The 19,771-nt window shown below is 68.1% G+C and carries 13 protein-coding genes; 8 read left to right on the top strand and 5 right to left on the bottom strand.

Going from position 1 to position 19,771, the window contains the following annotated elements; genetic code table 11:
- Positions 1 to 111: 111 nt before the first annotated feature.
- Positions 112 to 1,443, bottom strand: a complete 1,332-nt coding sequence (locus ACWPN8_RS24765; protein ID WP_376959885.1) for a dicarboxylate/amino acid:cation symporter — start codon at positions 1,441 to 1,443, stop codon at positions 112 to 114.
- A gap of 274 nt (positions 1,444 to 1,717) precedes the next feature.
- Here ACWPN8_RS24765 and ACWPN8_RS24760 point away from each other — a divergent pair, with 274 nt between their 5' ends.
- The 6 genes from ACWPN8_RS24760 (at position 1,718) to treY (ending at position 15,853) form a co-directional block, all read left to right on the top strand.
- Entirely contained in the window at positions 1,718 to 3,568 is a 1,851-nt protein-coding gene (locus tag ACWPN8_RS24760; protein WP_492242632.1) for an ATP-binding protein, read from the top strand.
- Positions 3,565 to 4,935, top strand: coding sequence for a sigma-54-dependent transcriptional regulator (locus tag ACWPN8_RS24755; RefSeq protein ID WP_492242631.1), 1,371 nt, complete (start codon positions 3,565 to 3,567; stop codon positions 4,933 to 4,935). Before ACWPN8_RS24760 ends, ACWPN8_RS24755 begins: the two co-directional genes overlap by 4 nt.
- A 109-nt stretch (positions 4,936 to 5,044) precedes the next feature.
- Positions 5,045 to 6,730 (top strand): hypothetical protein, encoded by a 1,686-nt coding sequence (locus ACWPN8_RS24750; RefSeq protein ID WP_492242630.1) that lies wholly within the window; start codon positions 5,045 to 5,047, stop codon positions 6,728 to 6,730.
- Between the two features lie 241 nt (positions 6,731 to 6,971).
- Entirely contained in the window at positions 6,972 to 7,280 is a 309-nt protein-coding gene (locus ACWPN8_RS24745; RefSeq protein ID WP_109450133.1) for a hypothetical protein, read from the top strand.
- 155 nt (positions 7,281 to 7,435) lie between these two features.
- The gene (treZ, locus tag ACWPN8_RS24740) at positions 7,436 to 13,021 is read left to right on the top strand and encodes a malto-oligosyltrehalose trehalohydrolase (protein WP_492242629.1); all 5,586 of its coding nucleotides are present in this window, start codon (positions 7,436 to 7,438) and stop codon (positions 13,019 to 13,021) included.
- Between the two features lie 51 nt (positions 13,022 to 13,072).
- Positions 13,073 to 15,853: a malto-oligosyltrehalose synthase gene (treY, locus tag ACWPN8_RS24735; protein WP_492242628.1), complete on the top strand. Its 2,781-nt coding sequence runs from the start codon at positions 13,073 to 13,075 to the stop codon at positions 15,851 to 15,853.
- 85 nt (positions 15,854 to 15,938) lie between these two features.
- On the opposite strand, the gene ACWPN8_RS24730 is transcribed toward treY, so the two are convergent.
- On the bottom strand, positions 15,939 to 16,364 hold the full coding sequence (locus ACWPN8_RS24730; protein ID WP_492242627.1) for a hypothetical protein: 426 nt from the start codon (positions 16,362 to 16,364) through the stop codon (positions 15,939 to 15,941).
- A 192-nt stretch (positions 16,365 to 16,556) separates the two neighbouring features.
- On the bottom strand, positions 16,557 to 16,997 hold the full coding sequence (locus ACWPN8_RS24725; protein ID WP_244592578.1) for a response regulator: 441 nt from the start codon (positions 16,995 to 16,997) through the stop codon (positions 16,557 to 16,559).
- A 234-nt stretch (positions 16,998 to 17,231) separates the two neighbouring features.
- Here ACWPN8_RS24725 and ACWPN8_RS24720 point away from each other — a divergent pair, with 234 nt between their 5' ends.
- Entirely contained in the window at positions 17,232 to 17,450 is a 219-nt protein-coding gene (locus ACWPN8_RS24720) for a hypothetical protein (RefSeq protein ID WP_109450142.1), read from the top strand.
- 8 nt (positions 17,451 to 17,458) lie between these two features.
- Here the strand turns inward: ACWPN8_RS24720 and ACWPN8_RS24715 are convergent, their stop codons facing one another.
- Positions 17,459 to 18,241 (bottom strand): oxepin-CoA hydrolase, alternative type, encoded by a 783-nt coding sequence (locus tag ACWPN8_RS24715; protein WP_492242679.1) that lies wholly within the window; start codon positions 18,239 to 18,241, stop codon positions 17,459 to 17,461.
- On the bottom strand, positions 18,238 to 18,684 hold the full coding sequence (locus ACWPN8_RS24710) for a PaaI family thioesterase (protein WP_492242626.1): 447 nt from the start codon (positions 18,682 to 18,684) through the stop codon (positions 18,238 to 18,240). Before ACWPN8_RS24710 ends, ACWPN8_RS24715 begins: the two co-directional genes overlap by 4 nt.
- 342 nt (positions 18,685 to 19,026) lie before the next feature.
- Between ACWPN8_RS24710 and ACWPN8_RS24705 the strand changes: the two genes are divergently transcribed.
- Positions 19,027 to 19,734: a glutathione binding-like protein gene (locus ACWPN8_RS24705; protein ID WP_377810772.1), complete on the top strand. Its 708-nt coding sequence runs from the start codon at positions 19,027 to 19,029 to the stop codon at positions 19,732 to 19,734.
- Positions 19,735 to 19,771 lie beyond the last annotated feature (37 nt).

Here is a 19,771-nt window from a genome sequence, read left to right as displayed (position 1 = left end):
AAATCGAAGCGTCCCCCTGATCTTACAGGAACCTTTGCCGGGCCGGATGGATCATCTTTGGAATTTCCAAAACCGGCCCGCGCATGCTTGCCGCGCGTCTTGTGCAGCTGCTCACAGACGGGCCAGGGCCGGCTCCTTGAAGTGCTGCTGGTATTCGGCGACCGCCTTGCTCTCGTCGAACTCGCCTTCCATCTTGGCGACGACCACGGTGGCCACGCCGTTGCCGATCAGGTTGGTCAGCGCACGGGCTTCCGACATGAAGCGGTCGACACCCAGCAGCAGCGCCAGACCTTCGATCGGCAGGACGCCGGTGGCCGACAGGGTGGCGGCCAGCGTCACGAAGCCGCCGCCGGTGACCGCCGCCGCACCCTTGGAGGTCAGCATCAGGATGACCAGGATGTAGAGCTGCTGCCAGATCGTCAGGTCGACGTTGAAGGCCTGGGCGATGAAGATCGCGGCCATCGACAGGTAGATCGAGGTGCCGTCCAGGTTGAAGGAGTAGCCGGTCGGGATGACGAGGCCGACGACATGCTTGGAGCAGCCGAACTTCTGCATCTTCTCCATCATCCGCGGCAGCACGGATTCGGAGGACGAGGTGCCGAGGACGATCAGCAGCTCCTGGCGGATGTAGCGGATGAAGTTCCAGATGCTGAAGCCGTAGGCCTTGGCGATGCTGCCCAGCACGACGAAGATGAAGATCGCCATGGTGAGGTAGACCGAGGCCATCAACTGGCCGAGAGCGGTCAGCGACGAGATGCCGTACTTGCCGATGGTGAAGGACATGGCGCCGAAGGCACCGACCGGGGCGACGCGCATCAGGATGCCGATCACGCCGAACAGCGCATGGCTGATCTTGTCGAAGATGTCCTCGACGACCTTGCCCTTCTGGCCCATGGCGGACAGTGCGACGCCGAACACCACCGCGAAGAACAGGATCTGCAGCATGTCGCCCTGGACGAAGGCGCCGACCACGTTGTCGGGAACGATGCCGACGACGAAGTCCATGAAGCCGTGTTCCTTGGCGGAGGTGGCGTATTTCTGCACCGCGTCGGCCTTCAGCTGGCCGGGGACGATGTTCATGCCGGCGCCGGGGCGGACGAGGTTGACGACGATCAGGCCGATGCCGAGCGCGAAGGTGGTCACCACCTCGAAATACAGCAGGGCCTTGCCGCCGACCTTGCCGACCTTCTTCAGGTTGCCGATGGAGGAGATGCCGGTCACCACCGTCAGGAAGACGATCGGGCCGATGACCATCTTGACCATCTTGATGAACAGATCGCCCAGCGGCTTCATCTCCACCGCGATGGACGGGTAGAAGTGCCCCAGCAGGATGCCGATGCTGATGGCGGTCAGAACTTGGAAGGTCAGGTTGGTGTAGAAGGGCTTTTTCACCGTGCCCTGGTTCATTGCACCCCGGTGGCCGGCGGTCGCGTCTGCGCTCATGCTGCTCTCTCCTCGTGGCGTTCCTCAGAACGGCGTTCCTGGCGGGGTGCCCGTTCTTTCGTCCGGCATTCGGCGCCGGCTGGGCGGGCGGCCCCCAACTGATTGCCTATGAAAGCAAGCGATGGGCCAATTGCTGAATCCAGCAACATCAAGCATTTGGCGAAATGGCGAGGGCGAGAATCCGCACGACACGGGGTCCGGCGATGTGCGAAAATCCACACACTTCACAGCGCTGCGGCATCATTGTTGCGGCGCAGCATGATCAGGGGCCGCGTTGCTTATCCATCCGGGCGAACAGGCGACAAATTCAACCACCATCCCCACCCCGGCCGTGACGCTCTCGCCGGCGGCGCAGCTGGTGGCGCGGGCGCTGGAACGGCCGCGCCGGCTGCTGCTGGCCGCCCTGCTGCTGGGCGTGCCGGTGGCGGCCGGGCTTGCGGCGGGCTGGGCCTCGTCGCTGGCGCAGGAGGATCTGCGGGAGAGCGCCCGGGCGCAGCTGGCGCTCTACAACGCCAATCTGCGGGCGGAGCTGGAGCGGCATGCCGCCGTACCGCTCGCCCTGGCGCAGGATGCGGAGGTGCGCGCTCTGCTGGCCAACCCGACGCCGGATGCCGTCGACCGGCTGAACCGCAAGCTCCAGGACATCGCCCGCGCGCTGGATGCGCTGGCGCTCTATGTGATGGACGCCAAGGGAACGACGGTGGCCGCCAGCAACTGGAACAGTCCGGCCAGCTTCGTAGGCGAGAATTTCTCCTACCGGCCCTATTTCCGTATGGCGATGGACCAGGGCGAGGGCCACCATTTCGCGCTGGGCACGACGTCGCTGGTGCCGGGCTTCTACACCGCGAACCGGGTGGTGGCGGAAAACCGCACAGTGGGGGCGGTGGTGCTGAAGCTGGGCTTCGACCGGCTGGAAGCGGCCTGGACGCCGGGGCAGGAGAGGCTGCTGGTGACCGACCGCGACGGGGTGGTCTTCATCACCAACGTGCCGTCCTGGCGCTATCACGCCCTGCCCCGCCGCCTGCCGATCAGCCTGCCGATCATCCCGGAAGGCACCAGCGAGGGGCTGGACGTGCTGCCCTGGGCCTTCGGCGGTGCTGCCGACCGCATCGCCCTGGAGGAGAAGGACGGGCAGAGACGCTATCTGCTGACCTCGGTCGCCATGCCCGGCGGCGACTGGACCCTGCACAGCCTGACCAGCCTGGACCCGGTGACTGCCCATGCCTGGGTCGCCGGTCTGCTGGCCGCGGCGTCGGTGGCGATGGCGGCGCTCGCCGCCTATGCCGTGGCGCTGCGCCGGGTCGCCCTGGTGGAGCGGATCGCCCTGCAGGAGGAATCGCGGGCGGAGCTGGAGCGCCGGGTCGCCGCCGCCACCGCCGACCTGCGCGCGGCGGAGAACGAGTTGACCCAGGCGGCCAAGCTGGCGGCGCTCGGCCAGATGTCGGCCGGCATCGCCCATGAGATCAACCAGCCACTGGCCGCCATGCGCAGCTTCGCCGACAACGCGGTGGTGCTGCTGGAACGCGGGCGGCTGGACTCGGTGCGCGACAATCTGGCGGAGATCGCCGAGCTTACCGACCGCATGGCCGCCATCACCCGCCAGTTGAAGGGGTTCGCCCGCCGCGCCTCCGGCACGCTGGGGTCTGTGTCGGTGCAGGGCGCGGTGACCCAGGCGCTGGCCCTGCTGGAGGCCAAGCTGCGGCGCGACGACATCGTCGTCGAGGCCGATCTGCCCGACCAGCCGGTCCGGGTGGTGGCTGAGGATGTGCGGCTCCAGCAGGTTCTGGTCAATCTGATCGGCAATGCCGCCGACGCCATGCGCGGCTGTCCGGTGCGCCGCCTGCGCATCGGGCTGGTCGCGGCCGAGGGGGAGGCCCTGCTGAGTGTCGCCGACACCGGCAGCGGCATCGCCGAGGCCGACCTGCCCCGCCTGTTCGTCCCTTTCTTCACCACCAAGGAAGCCGGCGAGGGGCTGGGGCTCGGGCTGTCGATCAGCCATGGCATCGTCGAGGATTTCGGCGGCAGCCTGACCGCCGCCAACCGCACCGGGAAGCCCGGCCATGGCGCCGTCTTCACCCTGCGGCTGACCGCCGCGGAGCAGCCTCCCAAGGAGCAGAGTCAATGAGCCGGTCCATTCCCGAGGTCGCCGGCACGGTGGCCGTCGGCAGCGTGATCTTCGTCGATGACGAGCGCGCGGTGCGGCTGGCCGGGCAGCAGGCGCTGGAGCTGGCGGGGTTCGAGGTGACGGCCTGCGACGGGGCGGAGCGTGCCCTGCGCCATGTCGGCCGCGACTGGCCGGGATGCCTCGTCACCGATGTGCGCATGCCGCAGATGGACGGGCTGGCCCTGCTGGCGCGGGTGCAGGAGATCGATCCCGACCTGCCGGTCATCCTGATCACCGGCCACGGCGACGTGCCGATGGCGGTGGAGGCGATGCGCAACGGCGCCTATGATTTCCTGGAGAAGCCCTTCCCGTCCGACCGGCTGACCGAGGTGGCGCGGCGCGCGGTGGAGAAGCGCCGGCTGGTGATGGAGAACCGCCGGCTGCGGGCGCAGATCGCCGGGGGCGTCGACCCGGCGGAGAGCATCGTCGGCCGCACGCCGGGCATCGAGCGGCTGCGCACCACCATCGCCGCGGTCGCCGACACCGACGCCGACGTTCTGGTGTTCGGCGAGACCGGCACCGGCAAGGAGATGGTCGCCCGCGCGCTGCACGCCGCCAGCGGCCGGCGCAAGAACCCCTTCGTCGCGCTGAACTGCGGCGCCATGCCGGAATCGATCTTTGAAAGCGAGCTGTTCGGGCATGAGGCCGGCGCCTTCACCGGCGCCGCCAAGCGCCGGGTCGGCCGGATCGAGCATGCCGGCGGCGGCACCCTGTTCCTGGACGAGATCGAGAGCATGCCGCTGGCCTTGCAGGTCAAGCTGCTGCGGGTGATCCAGGAACGGGTGGTCGAACCGTTGGGATCGAACGAGCAGGTGCCGGTCGACCTGCGGGTGGTCGCCGCCACCAAATCCGACCTGCGGCAGGCGGCGGATGCCGGGAAATTCCGGGCCGACCTCTATTACCGGCTGAATGTGGTGGTGCTGACCATTCCGCCGCTGCGTGAGCGGCGCGACGATATTCCCCTGCTGTTCCAGCATTTCGTCGCCCAGGCCGCCACCCGCTACAACCGCGAGCCGCGGGTGCCGAGCCGTGAGCAGATGCAGCGCCTGATGGGGCAGGACTGGCCGGGCAATGTCCGCGAGCTGCGCAATGCGGCCGACCGCTTCGTTCTTGGGCTGGAGGATGTGGCGCCGGTGGCGGTCTCGGCACCCTCCCCCCTGTCGCTGGCCGAACAGGTCGATCTGTACGAGAAAGGACTGATCCAGGCCGAACTCGCCCGCCACCGCGGCAGCGTGAAGGCCGCCATCGAGGCACTCAACATCCCGCGCAAGACCTTCTATGACAAGCTCAAGCGCTACGGGCTGAGCCGCGACGACTTCCTCGACTGAGGGCCTGCGACATTTTATGGCCCATTCGGCGAACGGAATGGTCATTGTCGCCGAAGGGTTATTGCGGCACCCTACCGGGGGTTGATCGGCGGCAATCTCGGGTGCGGCGATGGACGGGGTGAATTCAAAAGCCTTCCGTTTCTTCAATCGCAGGACGGGAGAGCATTTCTATACGGCGAGCACGGCCGAGCGGGACGGCATCATCGCCGGGATGGCCGACATGAGCTATGAGGGCGTCGCCTTCCTGCAAGGGGGCGGCGCCAGCGATCCGGTGTCGGTCGCCCGCTTCGTCAGGCTGGACACGGGAGAGCATTTCTACACCGCCAGCGTCACCGAGCGGGACTACATCCTCCAGAACATGGCGGACCGTTACCGTCTGGAGGACCCGCAGGCCTTCCTCGTCTCCGCAACTCCGGACCATCAATTCTCCCAGCCCGTCTACCGCTTCCTCGACACGGCGACCGGCAGTCATTTCTTCACCGCCTCCGAAAGCGAGCGGGACGGGGTGATGGCGAGCCTGTCGAGCTATCGCTACGAGGGGGTGGCCTTCTATGCGAAGCCCACTCCACCGCTTCCCCCTGCCCCGTCGGGCGCTTTCGACGAGACGTGGTATCTCCAGGCCTATCCGGACGTCCGCGATGCGGTGAATGCCGGCTGGATGACCGCCCGCACCCATTACGACGCCTTCGGCAGGCGCGAAGGCCGCATGCCGAACGACATGGCGGCGCTGGACGGCAACGACCATTGGATCGCCTTCGACGGAGCGCCCGGCCATGTCCGGATCCTGAATGGCGGATCCGGCGACGACATCCTCGATGGGATCGACGGATACACCATTTCCACCAGCACCATGGTCGGTGCCTACAGCGGCTACAGCGACTCCAGTGACAGGCTGTTCGGCGAGACCGGCGACGACACGCTGTATGGTGCGCAGAACGACACGCTGAATGGCGGAAGCGGCAACGACACTTACTACGTCCATTCCTCCGGCGTGCTGGTGACCGAGGGGGCCGATGCCGGGACCGATGAGCTTGTCCTGATCGAGGACAGCATCAGCGGCTATTTCAACTATTCTATGCCGGTCAACGTCGAGCGGATGCGGGTTTTCATCAATCCGATCAACAACCCGTCGGTTCCCACCATCGCGGGAAGCGGCGTAAACGACTGGATCGGTGCCGGGAGCACCACGACCCAGATCCGCCTTTTGGGCGGTGCGGGCAACGACACGCTGAATGGCGGTTACGGCATGGGTGGCGGTGCGGTCGTGGAGGGGGGCGACGGCGACGATTATCTGCTGGCGGTCGGATACAACGACGCGCGCTTCTACACCTGGGTGGGATCGGCCAACGACACGCTCAGCGGCGGTGACGGCGACGACACTCTGGTGGCCTGGACCGGCAACGACCGCCTGACCGGCGGCAGCGGTGCCGACACCGTCCTCATCGATCTCGGCTCTCCGCCGAGCCGGCTCTGGCAGGATCCGAAGGCCTGGTCCTCCTATCCGGGGCTCGGCGGCAATTCCTATGTCCTGTGGTCGGGAACGACGGTGACGACGGTCACTGATTTCCAGCCGGGCGTCGATGTGCTGAGCTTCCGCCACACCTCGCTCAGTTTGTCCGACATCATGGCGCGCTTCACCGATCGTGCGGACGGAATGGGCGTGGCGGCCAGCTTCACCAACGGCGAACTCGGACTTCCGCCATCGGGGGTTACCGGCAACGGCTTCACGCTTTCGCTCGACAATGTGAAGCAGTGGCAGGTCTCGGCCAACTGGTTCTCGGTTTCCCCGACCTGACGGGATGGCCGCCCGAGGGCCCGGCAGGCCTGCCCTGCACCCCCCCCATCGGGGCAGTTGACGAACGCCCAAGCTTGCCAGCGGTCCTGCCGGTTCCCATGTGCCGTCTCCACCCGTCCGGCCGGCGCCGCGGGTGGTGCTGTGGGACGGACCTTTCCTTCGTTCCCGCTGTTGTACCGATAGACCGTGCAGCACCGACGTCGAAGGGGACGGCCTGAGAATGTCACCGAGGATTAGCACCATGACCCCCCGTCTCCTTGCGGAGCTTCTGGAACCGATCCTGACCGCCGCGGATGACGACGAAGAGGGCCTGTCGGAGGCCGTGAACCTGACCGCGGAGGCCATGGCGGCGCTGGGCGCCACCGTGCTCGACCCGAACGGGCAGCCGGCCCGCGGGGTGTCCGATGAACGGGCCGTCGTCGCCGCCTTGAACACCTACGCGCACAACCTGATGCGCGACGGCCGTCTGGACGATGTGGTCGAGGCCCTTCAAGTGGCCGAGCGGATCGGCCGCATCGCCCATCTGCCGCACCACCCGCGTACCGTCTGACAACTCTTTTGGGAGAAGGGCGCGGTCGTTCGTGGAAGCGGCTTTGCGGGTGCGGGAACTCCTTCGCTCCGTGCTGCCCCTCCGTGCTGCTTGAGCGACGTGCCACCCAGCGCTCAACAGGGGAGGAGCACTCGTGCCCACTGCGCCGCAGCCACATGCCCAGCCGTCCGTGCTGGCGAACCCGCTGGAAAGCGAGAATCCTGTCCCGCCTCCAGGACGACCTGCTGCCGGACCATCTGCTGACCCGCCGCTGGTATGCGGCGAAGGACGCCGGACGGCCGGTCGTGCGCATCGTCGATGCCCTGCCGCTGCCGCTGGCCGGCGGGGCACAGGCCCAGCTCTGCCTGCTGCGGGTCGAACCGCCGGGGCGTGATCCTCAGCTCTATCAGCTTCCCCTGATCCTCGACCGCGGCACCGGCGAGGATGCATCGGCCATCGCCGGTTCCAACGATTTGCAGAGTCACGGCCGGCTGCGTGACGGCTATGCCGATGACGGCGTGGTCCGCGCGCTGCTGGGCGCCATCCTGAAGCGCGACACGGTGCCCGGCGAAACGGCGCTGTCCGCCGGCCTGACCGCCGGCCACACCCGTGCCTGCGAGGCGATGGCCGACCGGCTGCGCGCCGACGCCCCGCTGCACCGGATGACGGCGGAGCAGTCCAACACCTCCATCCGTATCGGCGACAGCGCCATCCTGAAGGGCCTGCGCAAGCTGGAGCCCGGCATCCATCCCGAACTGGAGGTCAGCCAATTCCTGACCGAGGTGGCGCAGTTCCCCAACACGCCGGCCCTGCTGGGCTGGGTGGAGCGGGCCAACAGCTCCGGCTCCACCACGCTGTGCGTCATGCAGGAACTGGTGCCGGAGGCGAAGGACGCCTGGGGGCATGTCACCGGCTACCTCAACGACCGCGTCGCCCGCTTCGCGGACAGTGACGCGGCCAAGGCCGCCGATGCCGACAGCGTCGCCTTCCTCCGCCTGCTGGGGCAGCGGACGGCCGAGCTGCACCGGGCGCTCGCCACCCCCGGCGGCGGCGACGCCTTCACGCCGGAGCCGGCGACGGCGGAGCGGCTGACGGAGTGGGCGGGCGGCGTGCGCAGCCTGGCCAAGCGCGTGCTGGAACGGCTGCGTTCCGCGGGGCCGGCGCTGGACCCGGCGATTTCGGCACAGGCCAACGCGCTTGCCGCCAGCGAGGCGGCGGTGATGGCGCAGATCGACGCGCTGATCCCGGCGACCGCCGATCTCAGCGCCATGCGGCTGCACGGCGACTATCACCTGGGTCAGGTGCTGGTGTCGCGCGGCGACGTGCAGATCGTCGATTTCGAAGGCGAGCCGATGCGCCCGCTGGCCGAGCGGCGGGCCAAGCATTGCATCCTGCGCGATGTCGCTGGGATGCTGCGGTCCATCGCCTATGCCGCCGCCATGGCGCGCGACGGGTTGCCGGCCGGTCTCGACGCGTCTGCGCGCGACGCCCGTACGGCGTGGCTGTCCTGGTGGGAGGGGGCGGCATCGGCCGCCTTCCTCGATGGCTACCGCACCGCCATCGGCGATTGCCCCGGCTTCCCGCGCGATCCGCAGGCGGCCCCGGCCCTGCTGAAGCTGTTCCTGCTGGAAAAGGCGCTGTATGAGGTCGGCTACGAGCTTGCCAACCGGCCGGGCTGGGTGGCGATCCCGCTGGCCGGCGTCACCGCCATCATCCGCGCCGATGCCGGCCCCGAGATCGCCAGCCGCGACCGTGACCGCATCGCCCCGGTGGACGAGCGGCGGCGCAGCCATTCCATGCCCTTCGGGGCGGAGGTGCAGGCCGACGGCTCCGTCCGTTTCTCGATCTGGGCGCCGTCGGTGGCGTCCGTGCTGCTGTCGCTCGACGACGGCGGGCAGCCGGTGGCGATGGAGGATCAGGGCGGCGGCTGGTTCAGCCTGACCACCGCGCGGGCGCAGGCGGGCAGCCGCTACCGCTTCGTCCTGCCGGACGGGCTGGCGGTGCCGGATCCGGCCTCGCGTTTCCAGCCGGACGACGTGCATGGCTCGTCCGAGGTGATCGACCCCGGCGTCCATGCCTGGACCGACGCCGCCTGGACCGGCCGGCCCTGGCACGAGACGGTGCTGTACGAGCTGCATGTCGGCACCTTCACGCCCGGCGGCACCTTCCTGTCGGCCATCGAGCGGCTGGACGATCTGGTCGAGCTGGGCGTCACCGCCATCGAGCTGATGCCGGTCGCCGACTTCCCCGGAACGCGCAACTGGGGCTATGACGGCGTGCTGCCCTTCGCGCCCGACAGCGCCTATGGCCGGCCGGAGGATCTGAAGGTTCTGGTGCAGGAGGCCCATGCCCGCGGGCTGATGGTCTTCCTCGACGTCGTCTACAACCATTTCGGGCCGGAGGGGAACTACCTCCACGCCTTCGCCAACAGCTTCTTCACCGAGCGGCACAAGACCCCCTGGGGGGCGGCGATCAACGTCGACGGCGAGCGCAGCGGGCCGGTGCGCGACTTCTTCGTCCACAACGCGCTCTATTGGCTGGAAGAGTTCCACCTCGACGGCCTGCGGCTCGACGCCGTCCATGCCATCATCGACGACAGCGACCGCCATGTCCTGGAAGAGCTGGCGGAGCGGGTTCACAGCCATTTCCAGAACCAGCGCCATGTCCATCTGGTGCTGGAGAACGATGCCAACCAGGCGCGCTTCCTGGCCCGCCACCGCGAGGGCGACCCGCGCTGGCATTCCGCCCAGTGGAACGACGACCTGCACCATTGCCTGCACAGCGCGGCGACCGGCGAGGATGGCGGCTACTACGCCGACTATGCCCACGATCCGGCAAAATGGGGCCGCACCTTGGCGGAAGGCTTCTCCTTCCAGGGCGAGCCGTCGGCCTACCGCGACGGCGAGCTGCGCGGTGAGCCGTCGGCCCATCTGCCGCCGACCGCCTTCGTCACCTTCATCCAGAACCACGACCAGATCGGCAACCGCGCCTTCGGCGAGCGCATCTCCCACATCGCCAAGCCCGAGGCCGTTCGCGCCGCCACCATCCTCTATCTGCTGGGGCCCGGCATCCCCATGCTGTTCATGGGCGAGGAATGGGCATCGGCCAAGCCCTTCCCCTTCTTCTGCGACTTCGGCGACGAGCTGGCCGAAGCGGTGCGCAAGGGCCGGGCGGAAGAGTTCGCCAAGTTCCCCGAATTCCAGGACCCCGAGGCCCGTGCCCGCATCCCCGACCCCACCGCGCCGGAGACTGCGGAGTCGGCCAAACTGGACTGGGAGGCCCGCGGGGCACCGGGACATGCCGGCTGGCTCGACTGGTATCGTCGGGCGCTTGCCCTGCGGCGGGCGGAGATCGTGCCGCGGCTGGACGGCGTTCCCGGCGGTGCGTCGAGCCACGGCGTGGCGGGCAAGACCGGCCTGACCGTCTGCTGGAAGCTGGGCGACGGCAGCCGCCTGCATGCCTTCGCCAATCTGGCAGACAGCCCGGCGTCCGGCTTCCCCGAGGCCAATGGCCGCGTGCTGTGGACGGAGGGTGCCGGGCTGACCGGCGACACGCTCGGCCCCTGGTCGGTGGTGCTGTGGCTGGAGGAAGCCTCCGCACTCGACCGGCTGGCCGACCGCATGGGGGTGGAGCGCTCCTTCGACAATGCCGCCGGGGAAACCGTGACGGCCAGCGAGGACACCGTCCGCGCCCTGTTATCGGCCATGGGGGTGGAGGCGGGGGATGAGGCCGCCGCACTCGCCCATCTCGACCGGCTCGACGAGGAGGAGTATGGCCGCGCCCTGCCGTCGGCGGTGGTCCGCCGGGCGGGCGAGGCGGTCACCGTGCCGGTCACCCTGCCCCACGGCACCCGCACCCTGCGCTACACCCTGACGCTGGAAGGCGGGGAGACGCAGAGCGGCGTCGTCGGCTTCGGCAGCCTGCCGCGCTGCCGCTGCATCACCGCCGGGGACGTGACCTATGCCGAGCGGCGCCTGCCGCTGGGCAAGGTGGCCCAGGCCGGCTACCACACGCTGCGGGTGGAGACGGAGCATGGGATTGCGGAGACCCGCCTGATCCTGGCGCCCCCCCGCTGCCATCTGCCGACGCCGATGCTGGTGGGGGAAAAGCTGTGGGGTCTGTCGGCGCAGCTCTACACCCTGCGCAGCGGGCATGACTGGGGCATCGGCGATTTCGGCGACCTGCGGACGCTGGCCGACATCGCGGCGGCGCGCGGGGCGGCGGTGATCGGGCTGAACCCGCTGCACGCCATGTTCCTCGACAATCCCGAGCATGCCAGCCCCTATTCCCCGGCCAGCCGGCTGTTCCTGAACCCGCTCTACATCGACGTCACCGCGGTGGCGGAGTTCCTCGACGATGCGGATCTGCGGAAGGAGGTCGCCTCGCCGGAGTTCCGGCAGGCGCTGGACGCGGCCCGCGCCACGGCCAACGTCGATTACACGGCGGTGTCCGGGCTGAAGCTGCCGATGCTGGAAAAGCTGTTCGCCAGCTTCCAGGCCTCGGCCAAGCCGGAGCGCCGCGCCGCCTTCGACGCTTTCCGGACAGAGGGCGGCATCGGATTGGAGCGTTTCGCCACCTTCCAGGCGCTGCGCGAACGCTTCGCCGCCGAGGGCAAGGCGGATTGGCACCGGTGGCCGGCGGAATTCCACGATGCGACGGCCCCGGCGGTGGAGCAGTTTGCCAAGGAGCATTCCGACCGTGTCGCTTATTTCGCCTGGCTGCAATGGCTGGCGGACGACCAGCTGCGTCTGGCGGCGGAACGGGCCGCCGAACTCGGCATGGCCATCGGCTTCTACCGCGACCTCGCGGTCGGTGCCGATGCCAGCGGGGCGGAGACCTGGATGACGCCGCAGGCGGTGGTGGACGCCGCCCATGTCGGCGCCCCGCCCGACCTGTTCAACCCGGCCGGCCAGGATTGGGGGCTGCCGCCCTTCCATCCCCAGGCGCTGCGTGCGGCGGGATACCAGCCCTTCATCGATCTGGTCCGCGCCAACATGCGCCATGCTGGGGCGCTGCGCATCGACCATGCGATGGCGTTGCAGCATGTCTATTGGATCCCGGACGGCCGTCCGCCGGGCGAGGGCGCCTATGTCGCCTATCCGATGGAGGATCTGCTGGGCATCCTGGCGCTGGAAAGCCAGCGTCACCGCTGCCTCGTCGTCGGCGAGGATCTCGGCACCGTGCCGGAAGGCTTCCGCGAGCGGATGACCGAGGCCGGGGTGCTGAGCTATCGCGTCGTCTTCTTTGAATGGACCGAGGACGGCGCCTTCAAGGGGCCGGACGAGTATCCGGAACTGGCGCTCGCCACCGTCGGCAGCCATGACCTCGCCACGCTGCGGGGCTGGTGGGAAGGCGACGACATCACGCTGAAGGCCGAGACTGGCCTTTATCCGGCCGATGACGAGGAGGAGAAGCAGCAGGTCCGCCGGTCGGCCGACCGCGGCGCCCTGGTCGATGCCCTGCGTACCGCCGGGATCGCCCTGCCCGCCGGCTTCGACGCCGACAGCCCCTATGACGAGGCGCTGGACCATGCGGTCCACGCCTTCCTCGCCCGCACCAACGCCGCCCTGGCGGTGGCGCAGCTGGACGACCTGACGCGAGAGCGCGATCAGGTCAATTTGCCCGGCACCACCGACCAGTACCCCAACTGGCGCCGCAAGCTGTCGATGACGCTGGAGGAACTGGCCGACGCGCCGGAACCGGCGGCGGTCGCCGACATCCTGGCGGCGGCGCGTCCGTCCTCCGCCCCCGTCCGCACCTGACACCCTGGTCCTTTCCCACTCCGCCCTTCCCATTCCGAGGAGCACACACCCATGGCCCCCGCCGCCGGCAAGCCCATCCCTCGTGCGACGTACCGGGTCCAACTGAATGGCGAGTTCGGTTTCGACCGCACCGCCGCCATCGCCGACTACATCGCCCGTCTGGGCGTCAGCCATCTCTACGCCTCCCCCTATATGAAGGCGCGGCCGGGCAGCACCCACGGCTACGACATCGTCAACCACAATGAGCTGAATCCGGAGGTCGGCGACCAGAACGACTTCCGCGATCTGGTGGAGGCGCTGAAGCGCAACGGGCTGGGCCAGATCCTGGACTTCGTTCCCAACCACATGGGGGTCGGCGGCGCCGACAACGAATGGTGGTTGAACGTGTTGGAGTGGGGGCTGGAAAGCCCGTATGCCGGGTATTTCGACATCGAATGGGAATCCGACTACCGCTATCTCCAGGGCAAGCTTCTGGTGCCCTTCCTGGGCGACCAGTATGGCGCTGTTCTGGTGTCGGGCGGGTTGGATTTGCGTTTCGACAGTGAGACCGGAAGCTTCGCCGTCTGGGCCTATGACAGCCACAAGCTGCCGGTGCGACCGCAGGATTACGGCACCATCCTGGGCACCGATCACCCGGATCTGGAGCGCATCGGCGACGCATTCGCCCATCTTGCCTATGCCCGGCCCCATCAGATCGCGCGGGCCGGCGTTCAGAAGGCGGAATTGGCGACGCTGGTTGCGACCCGGCCGGATGTGGCAGACGCGATCAACCAGCGGCTGTCCGTCTTCCGCGGCTATCAGGGAGAGATTGACAGCTGGGGCCACCTGCACGAGCTGATCGGCCGCCAGAACTGGCGCGTCGCCTATTTCAAGGTGGCCGCCGACGACATCAACTACCGCCGCTTCTTCAACATCAACGAACTGGCCGGCCTGCGCATGGACGAGCCGGAGCTGTTCGACGTTGCCCACCGCATGGTGCTGAAGATGGTGGAGGACGGCACGCTCGACGGCATCCGCATCGACCACATCGACGGGCTGATCGACCCCAAGGGCTATTGCGAGCGGCTGGTCGCCGCGTCCTCCAAGCCCTTCTATCTGGTGGTCGAGAAGATCCTGGCCCGGCATGAGCGGCTGCGCGAGGATTGGCAGATAGACGGCACCACCGGCTACGAATACGCCAACCTGATGGGTGGCCTGTTCGTCGATCCCAAGGCGGAAGAGGCCTTCACCCGTCTCTATGCCGACTTCATCGGCCGGCGCGACAATTTCGAGGAGGTGGTGCGGCAGTGCAAGATCCGCATCATGGAAAGCGAGATGGCGAGCGAGTTGAACGTGCTGTCGCGCAAGGCGGCGCGCATCGCTCGCTCCAACCCCGCCACCGCCGACTTCACCGCCAACATCCTGCATCAGGCGCTGAAGGAGACCATCGCCCGCTTCCCCGTCTATCGCACCTATGTCGACGGCGGCGTGCCGAGCGATCTGGACCGCCGCGACATCGACTGGGCGATCTCGCAGGCGCGGCGGGTCGAGCAGGGGCCGGACAGTTCGGTCTATGATTTCCTGCAACGCCTGCTGACCACCGATCTGGTGGCCGCGCCCAAGAGCGGCTACAGCCATCGGCAGGTCACCCGCTTCGCCATGCGCTTCCAGCAGTACAGCGGGCCGGTGATGGCCAAGGGGCTGGAGGACACCGCCTTCTACCGCTACAACCGGCTGGTGGCGCTGAATGAGGTCGGCGGCCATCCCGACCATTTCGGCGTCAGCGTCTCGGCCTTCCACCGCGCCAACCAGGACCGGGCCCGCAACTGGCCCGGCAACATGCTGGCCAGCACGACCCACGACACCAAGCGCGGCGAGGACACCCGCGCCCGGCTCTACGCCCTGTCGGAGATGCCGGAGGAGTGGGAGCGGCAGGTCCAGACCTGGAGCCGGCTTCTGCGCGCCCGCCGCGGCGATGTGGAAGGCACCGCCCCGCCCGACCGCAACGACGAGTATCTGTTCTATCAGCTGCTGCTCGGTGCCTGGCCGGCGGAGCTGACCGGTGCCTCGGTCGACCGGATCGAGCAGTCGGCGATGACCGCCTTCGCCGAGCGCATCGTCGGCGCCATGACCAAATCGATGCGCGAGGCCAAGGTGCATTCGACCTGGGCCGCACCCAACGAGGCCTATGAGGGGGCGGTCGTCAGCTTCATCCACGATGCGCTGGACGTGACCCGCCGGAATGCCTTCCTGGAATCCTTCCTGCCCTTCCAGGCGTCCCTGGCCCGCATCGGCATGGTCAACGGCCTCGCCCAGACCCTGCTGAAGCTGACCAGCCCGGGCGTGCCGGACATCTATCAGGGCTGCGAGCTGTGGAACCTCAGCCTCGTCGATCCGGACAACCGGCTGCCGGTGGATTATGACGCCCGCCGCACGATGCTGGAGGAGGTCGAGGGCCTCGTGGAGCATGGCGCGGTTGCCGGCCTGCTGGAACGCTGGACCGACGGTGCCGTGAAGCTGGCGGTGACCCGTCAGGCCCTGGCGGTCCGTGGCGAGATGCCGGAGGTCTTCGGCGCCGGCGAATATCTGCCGCTGGAGGCGACCGGCGAGCGTGCCGACCATGTGGTGGCCTATGCCCGCCGCATCGGGGACGAAACCGTGGTGGTGGCCGTGCCGCGGTTGGTCGGGCAGTTGGGCGAGAAGCCCGATTGGGGCAACACCGCCATCCCGCTGCCGCGCGGCGCCGGCTGGCGCAACCGCCTGACCGGCGTGGAGGTGGAGGGCGGCGACGCGGTGATGGCGGCGACGCTGTTCGCGGATCTGCCGGTGGCCCTGCTGTCCGCCGAGGGCTGACGGCCGGCCTGGAACGGAGCCGGCCTGGAACGGGAAAGGGCGCGCGGGTGACCGCGCGCCCTTCTTCTTTACCGTACTGCCCGGATCAGCGGGCGGTGCTGCCGGTGCCGGTGGACGAACCGCCCATGGAACCACCCATCGAGCCCGACGGCTGCTGCGTGCCGACCGGGCCGTCGGAGCCGGTGCCCATCGAGCCGCTGTTGCCCAGGCTGTTGCCGCCGGTGCCATTGGTCGAGCTGGAAGAGCCCGAGCCGGTCATCGACCCGTTGCCCATCGAAGACCCATTGGACGACGAGCCGCTGGTGGCGCCGCTCTTGCTGTCCACGCCGCCCATGCTGCCGCAGCCGAGCTGGTTGTTCGACGTACAGGGCGGGTTGGTCTGGTTGGAGTTGGTGCTTGAGCCGGCGCTGTTGGCCGCCGGGCTGCCGGAGATTGAACCGCTGTCGGCGGCGAAGGCCGGGGCGGCCATCAGGGCCAGGGCGGTGGCGGCGCCGATCATCAGGCTCTTCATGAGGATTCCTTTCGCTGTGCGGCCCATCAACGCCGGTGCGGCGGCGGGCCGGAAACTTGTCGGTGGGGGGCCGGTTCGTCCCCGCTTGCCATCACACCAACAGGCCCGGTCCGGAATGATCGCGCGGCAGGCGAAAACGAAAACGCCCGCCGAAGGGCGGGCGCTTCCTGACAACTCAAGGACGGTGAGCGGTCAGGCCGTGCGCGCCTTCGGCAGGCCGGCGGCCATGGCGGCGGAGCCGTGGAAGATCTCCAGCGCGGCCGGCGTAGAGGACGGGCGCAGGCCACCCAGGATTTCCCCGGCGGCGCCGACGGCCTGGACCAGCGCATCCGGCATCACCGGCTTTCGCAGCAGGCCCATGGCGAAGGCGCGGGCTTCGGCGGCATGGTGATCGAACCCGGTCATCAGCAGCGACGGAATGCCATTCTCTTCCCACAGGCGGCGGGCCAGGACCAAGCCATTCTCCCCACCGGCGAGATTGACGTCGACCAGCGCCAGTTCGGGACATTCGCGGGCACCGACCCGCGTAGCCTTGGCGGCGTCGCGCAGCGGTCCAACCACGGTATAGCCCGCATTCTCCAGAACGGCTTTCACGGCCGGACCGATCAGCGGATCGTCCTCGACGACAAGCACCTTCAAGACGGCATGCTCCCTTGAATGACGGTGCGGGCTTATAGCCCGTTCCATCCGGTTTCCGAAGCCTGTTCGGCTTCGATCAACTGAACCGCCCATGTTTGTCGCGGTTCCGCTCCGTTCAAGAGGTCGAAGGGGTACTCCCTTCCGGTCATGGCGCCCTACTGAACGTCCGGGTTGGAAACATACACCATCGCAGAGCGTTTTACCCGGACGCGAGAGAGGATACACGCAATGGCATTCGTTGAGATGACCGACACGTCCGGGGAAACCGTTTTGGTGAACCCCATCGCCGTCGCTTATCTGCGCAGCGCAGGCGACGGCGGCACCGATCTGTATTTTGCCGGCCGGGCGGAGCCGCTGCGGCTGACCGGGGCGCCGTCGGACATCGTCCGCGCCCTGGAAAACGCCGCACCCACCCCGCCCGATCCCACCCTGTCGCTGCTGGCCTGACGACAAGCTCAGGCGCGGGGGTAATTGGGGGGACGCTTCTCGAAGAAGGCGGTGATGCCCTCCGCCGCCTCCGCCCCGTGCAAGGCCTCGACGAAGAAGGCGGCCTCGCGGTCGAGCTGGTCGTCGGGCGCGCCGAAGCCGCTCTCGATCAGCCGCTTGGCCCGGCCGATGGCGAGCGTCGGCCCGTCCGCCAGCCGCTCCGCCCAGGCGAGCGCCTCGGCCAGCGTGGCGCCGGGCGCCACCACCCGGTTGACGATGGCGAGCTGGGCCAGCCGTGCCGCGCCGATCCTGCCGCCTTCAAACATGATCTCGGCGGCCAGCTGCGGCGTCGCGGCACGGGCGAGGAAGGCCGACGCTCCGCCGTCCGGGTTCAGTCCGACCTTCACATAGGCGAGCGTGAACACGGCATCCTCCGCCGCGACGATCAGGTCGCAGCCCAGTGCCACCGAGAATCCCGCTCCGGCGGCGGCCCCCTCGACGGCGGCGATCACCGGCTTGGGGCAGGCACGCATGGCGCGGGTCCAGCCATGGAAGTGCTCCAGGCTGGTGCGCGTCATCTCCGGGTCGGCCTTGGCGTTGCCGAGCAGCCGGCCCAGATTGCCGCCGGAACAGAAAGTGCCGTTGGCCCCGGTCAGGACGATGGCGCCCACCCCCGGATCCCCGGCCGCCTGCACCAGCGCGTCGCGGGCGGCGGCCATCATCTCCGGCTCCAGCGCGTTCTTGGTGGCCGCATCGTCCATCGTCAGCACCATCACGCGGCCCTGGCGCGCGACGGTCAGTTGTCCGCTTATAGCTCGGTTCCCTCCCGATTTTCGCCGCCCGGCCGGTATTTGAACATGCCTTCCGACGTGGCGATCAGGGCGCCGGTGTCGCCATGGCGGATCTCCGCCGCGATCCCGACGATCTTGCGCCCGCCGCCGCGCAGCCGGCCGGTGGCGATCAGCGTACCGGTGCGCGCCTGACCCAGGAAGCTCGTCGACAGGGACAGCGTCACCACCCGCCTTACCCGGCCGGGGAACGGACAGTATGTTGCCGAGAATCCGGAAACCGTGTCCAGAAGCGTCACCAGAACCCCGCCATGCACCACGCCGGCCCGGTTCAGGTGGCGGTCGTCGATGGCCATCGTCAGCTCCGCCTCGCCCTCCTCCCAGCGACTCAAGGCGTAGCCCAGCAAGCGCTGGAAGCCCGATTCCGGCTCCCCGTTCAGCAGATCGTCCATACCTTGTTCGTCCATCCCCTGCCCCATCACGCGGCCGTTTCGTGCGCGAAGTAAAGCGCGTGAAGGCGCTCCAGGTCCACCCGGTCGCCGCGCGGGAAGGCGCCCATCATCGGATGGTCCACCGCCGTCATGTCGGGGAGATCGAGGGGTGCTGCCTCGTCTGATCGTTGGTCACGCTGACGGATGTGAAAATGCCTGTCAGAAAATGAAACTGAATTTTGAAAAACGAAATATGTGTGGGGGATTGGAGGTCTGCCGCGCGTCTGCGCGGGCTTGCCAGCCGGACCGAAGCGGTTAACCTTTTTCCCGAAATCATGGCCCGGACCGTCGGGCCGATAAATCGCAGGAGGGTTTGGGATGATCGACCTCTATTTCTGGCCGACGCCGAACGGCCACAAGATCACGATCTTTCTGGAGGAAGCCGGGCTGGACTACAGCTTCAAGCCGGTGAACATCTCCACCGGCGACCAGTTCAAACCGGACTTCCTGGCCTTCTCGCCCAACAACCGCATGCCGGCAATCATCGACAACGCCCCGGCCGACGGCGGCGAGCCGATCAGCGTGTTCGAATCCGGCGCCATCCTTGTCTACCTTGCCGAGAAGACCGGCAAGTTCCTGCCCAGCGACGTGCGTGGGCGCAAGACGGTTCTCGAATGGCTGTTCTGGCAGGTCGGCGGCCTCGGCCCGATGGCCGGCCAGAACCACCATTTCGTCCAATACGCGCCGGAGCGCATCCCCTACGCCATGGAGCGCTACGTCAAGGAGACCAGCCGTCTCTATGGCGTGATGGACAAGCGCCTTGCCGACAACGAGTTCCTGGGTGGAGCCGAACTGTCCATCGCCGATATGGCGAGCTACCCGTGGATCGTCCCGCACGAACGCCAGCAGCAGGATCTGGACAACTTCCCCAACCTGAAGCGCTGGTTCACCGCGATCAAGGAGCGGCCGGCGGTGGTGCGCGCCTATGAAAAGGGGCAGGAGATCAATCCCAACCGCACGCCCACGGTGAACGAGGACAGCAAGAAGATCCTGTTCGGCCAGTCCGCCGACACGGTGAAGCGCTGAGATCGGGGTCCCAATTTCCCTCTCCCCCAAGGGAGAG

The sequence above is a fragment of the Azospirillum sp. UENF 112521 genome (assembly GCF_058780665.1).
The sequence above is the reverse complement of the archived record's forward strand: the minus strand, read 5'-3'. Positions and strand labels throughout refer to the sequence as shown.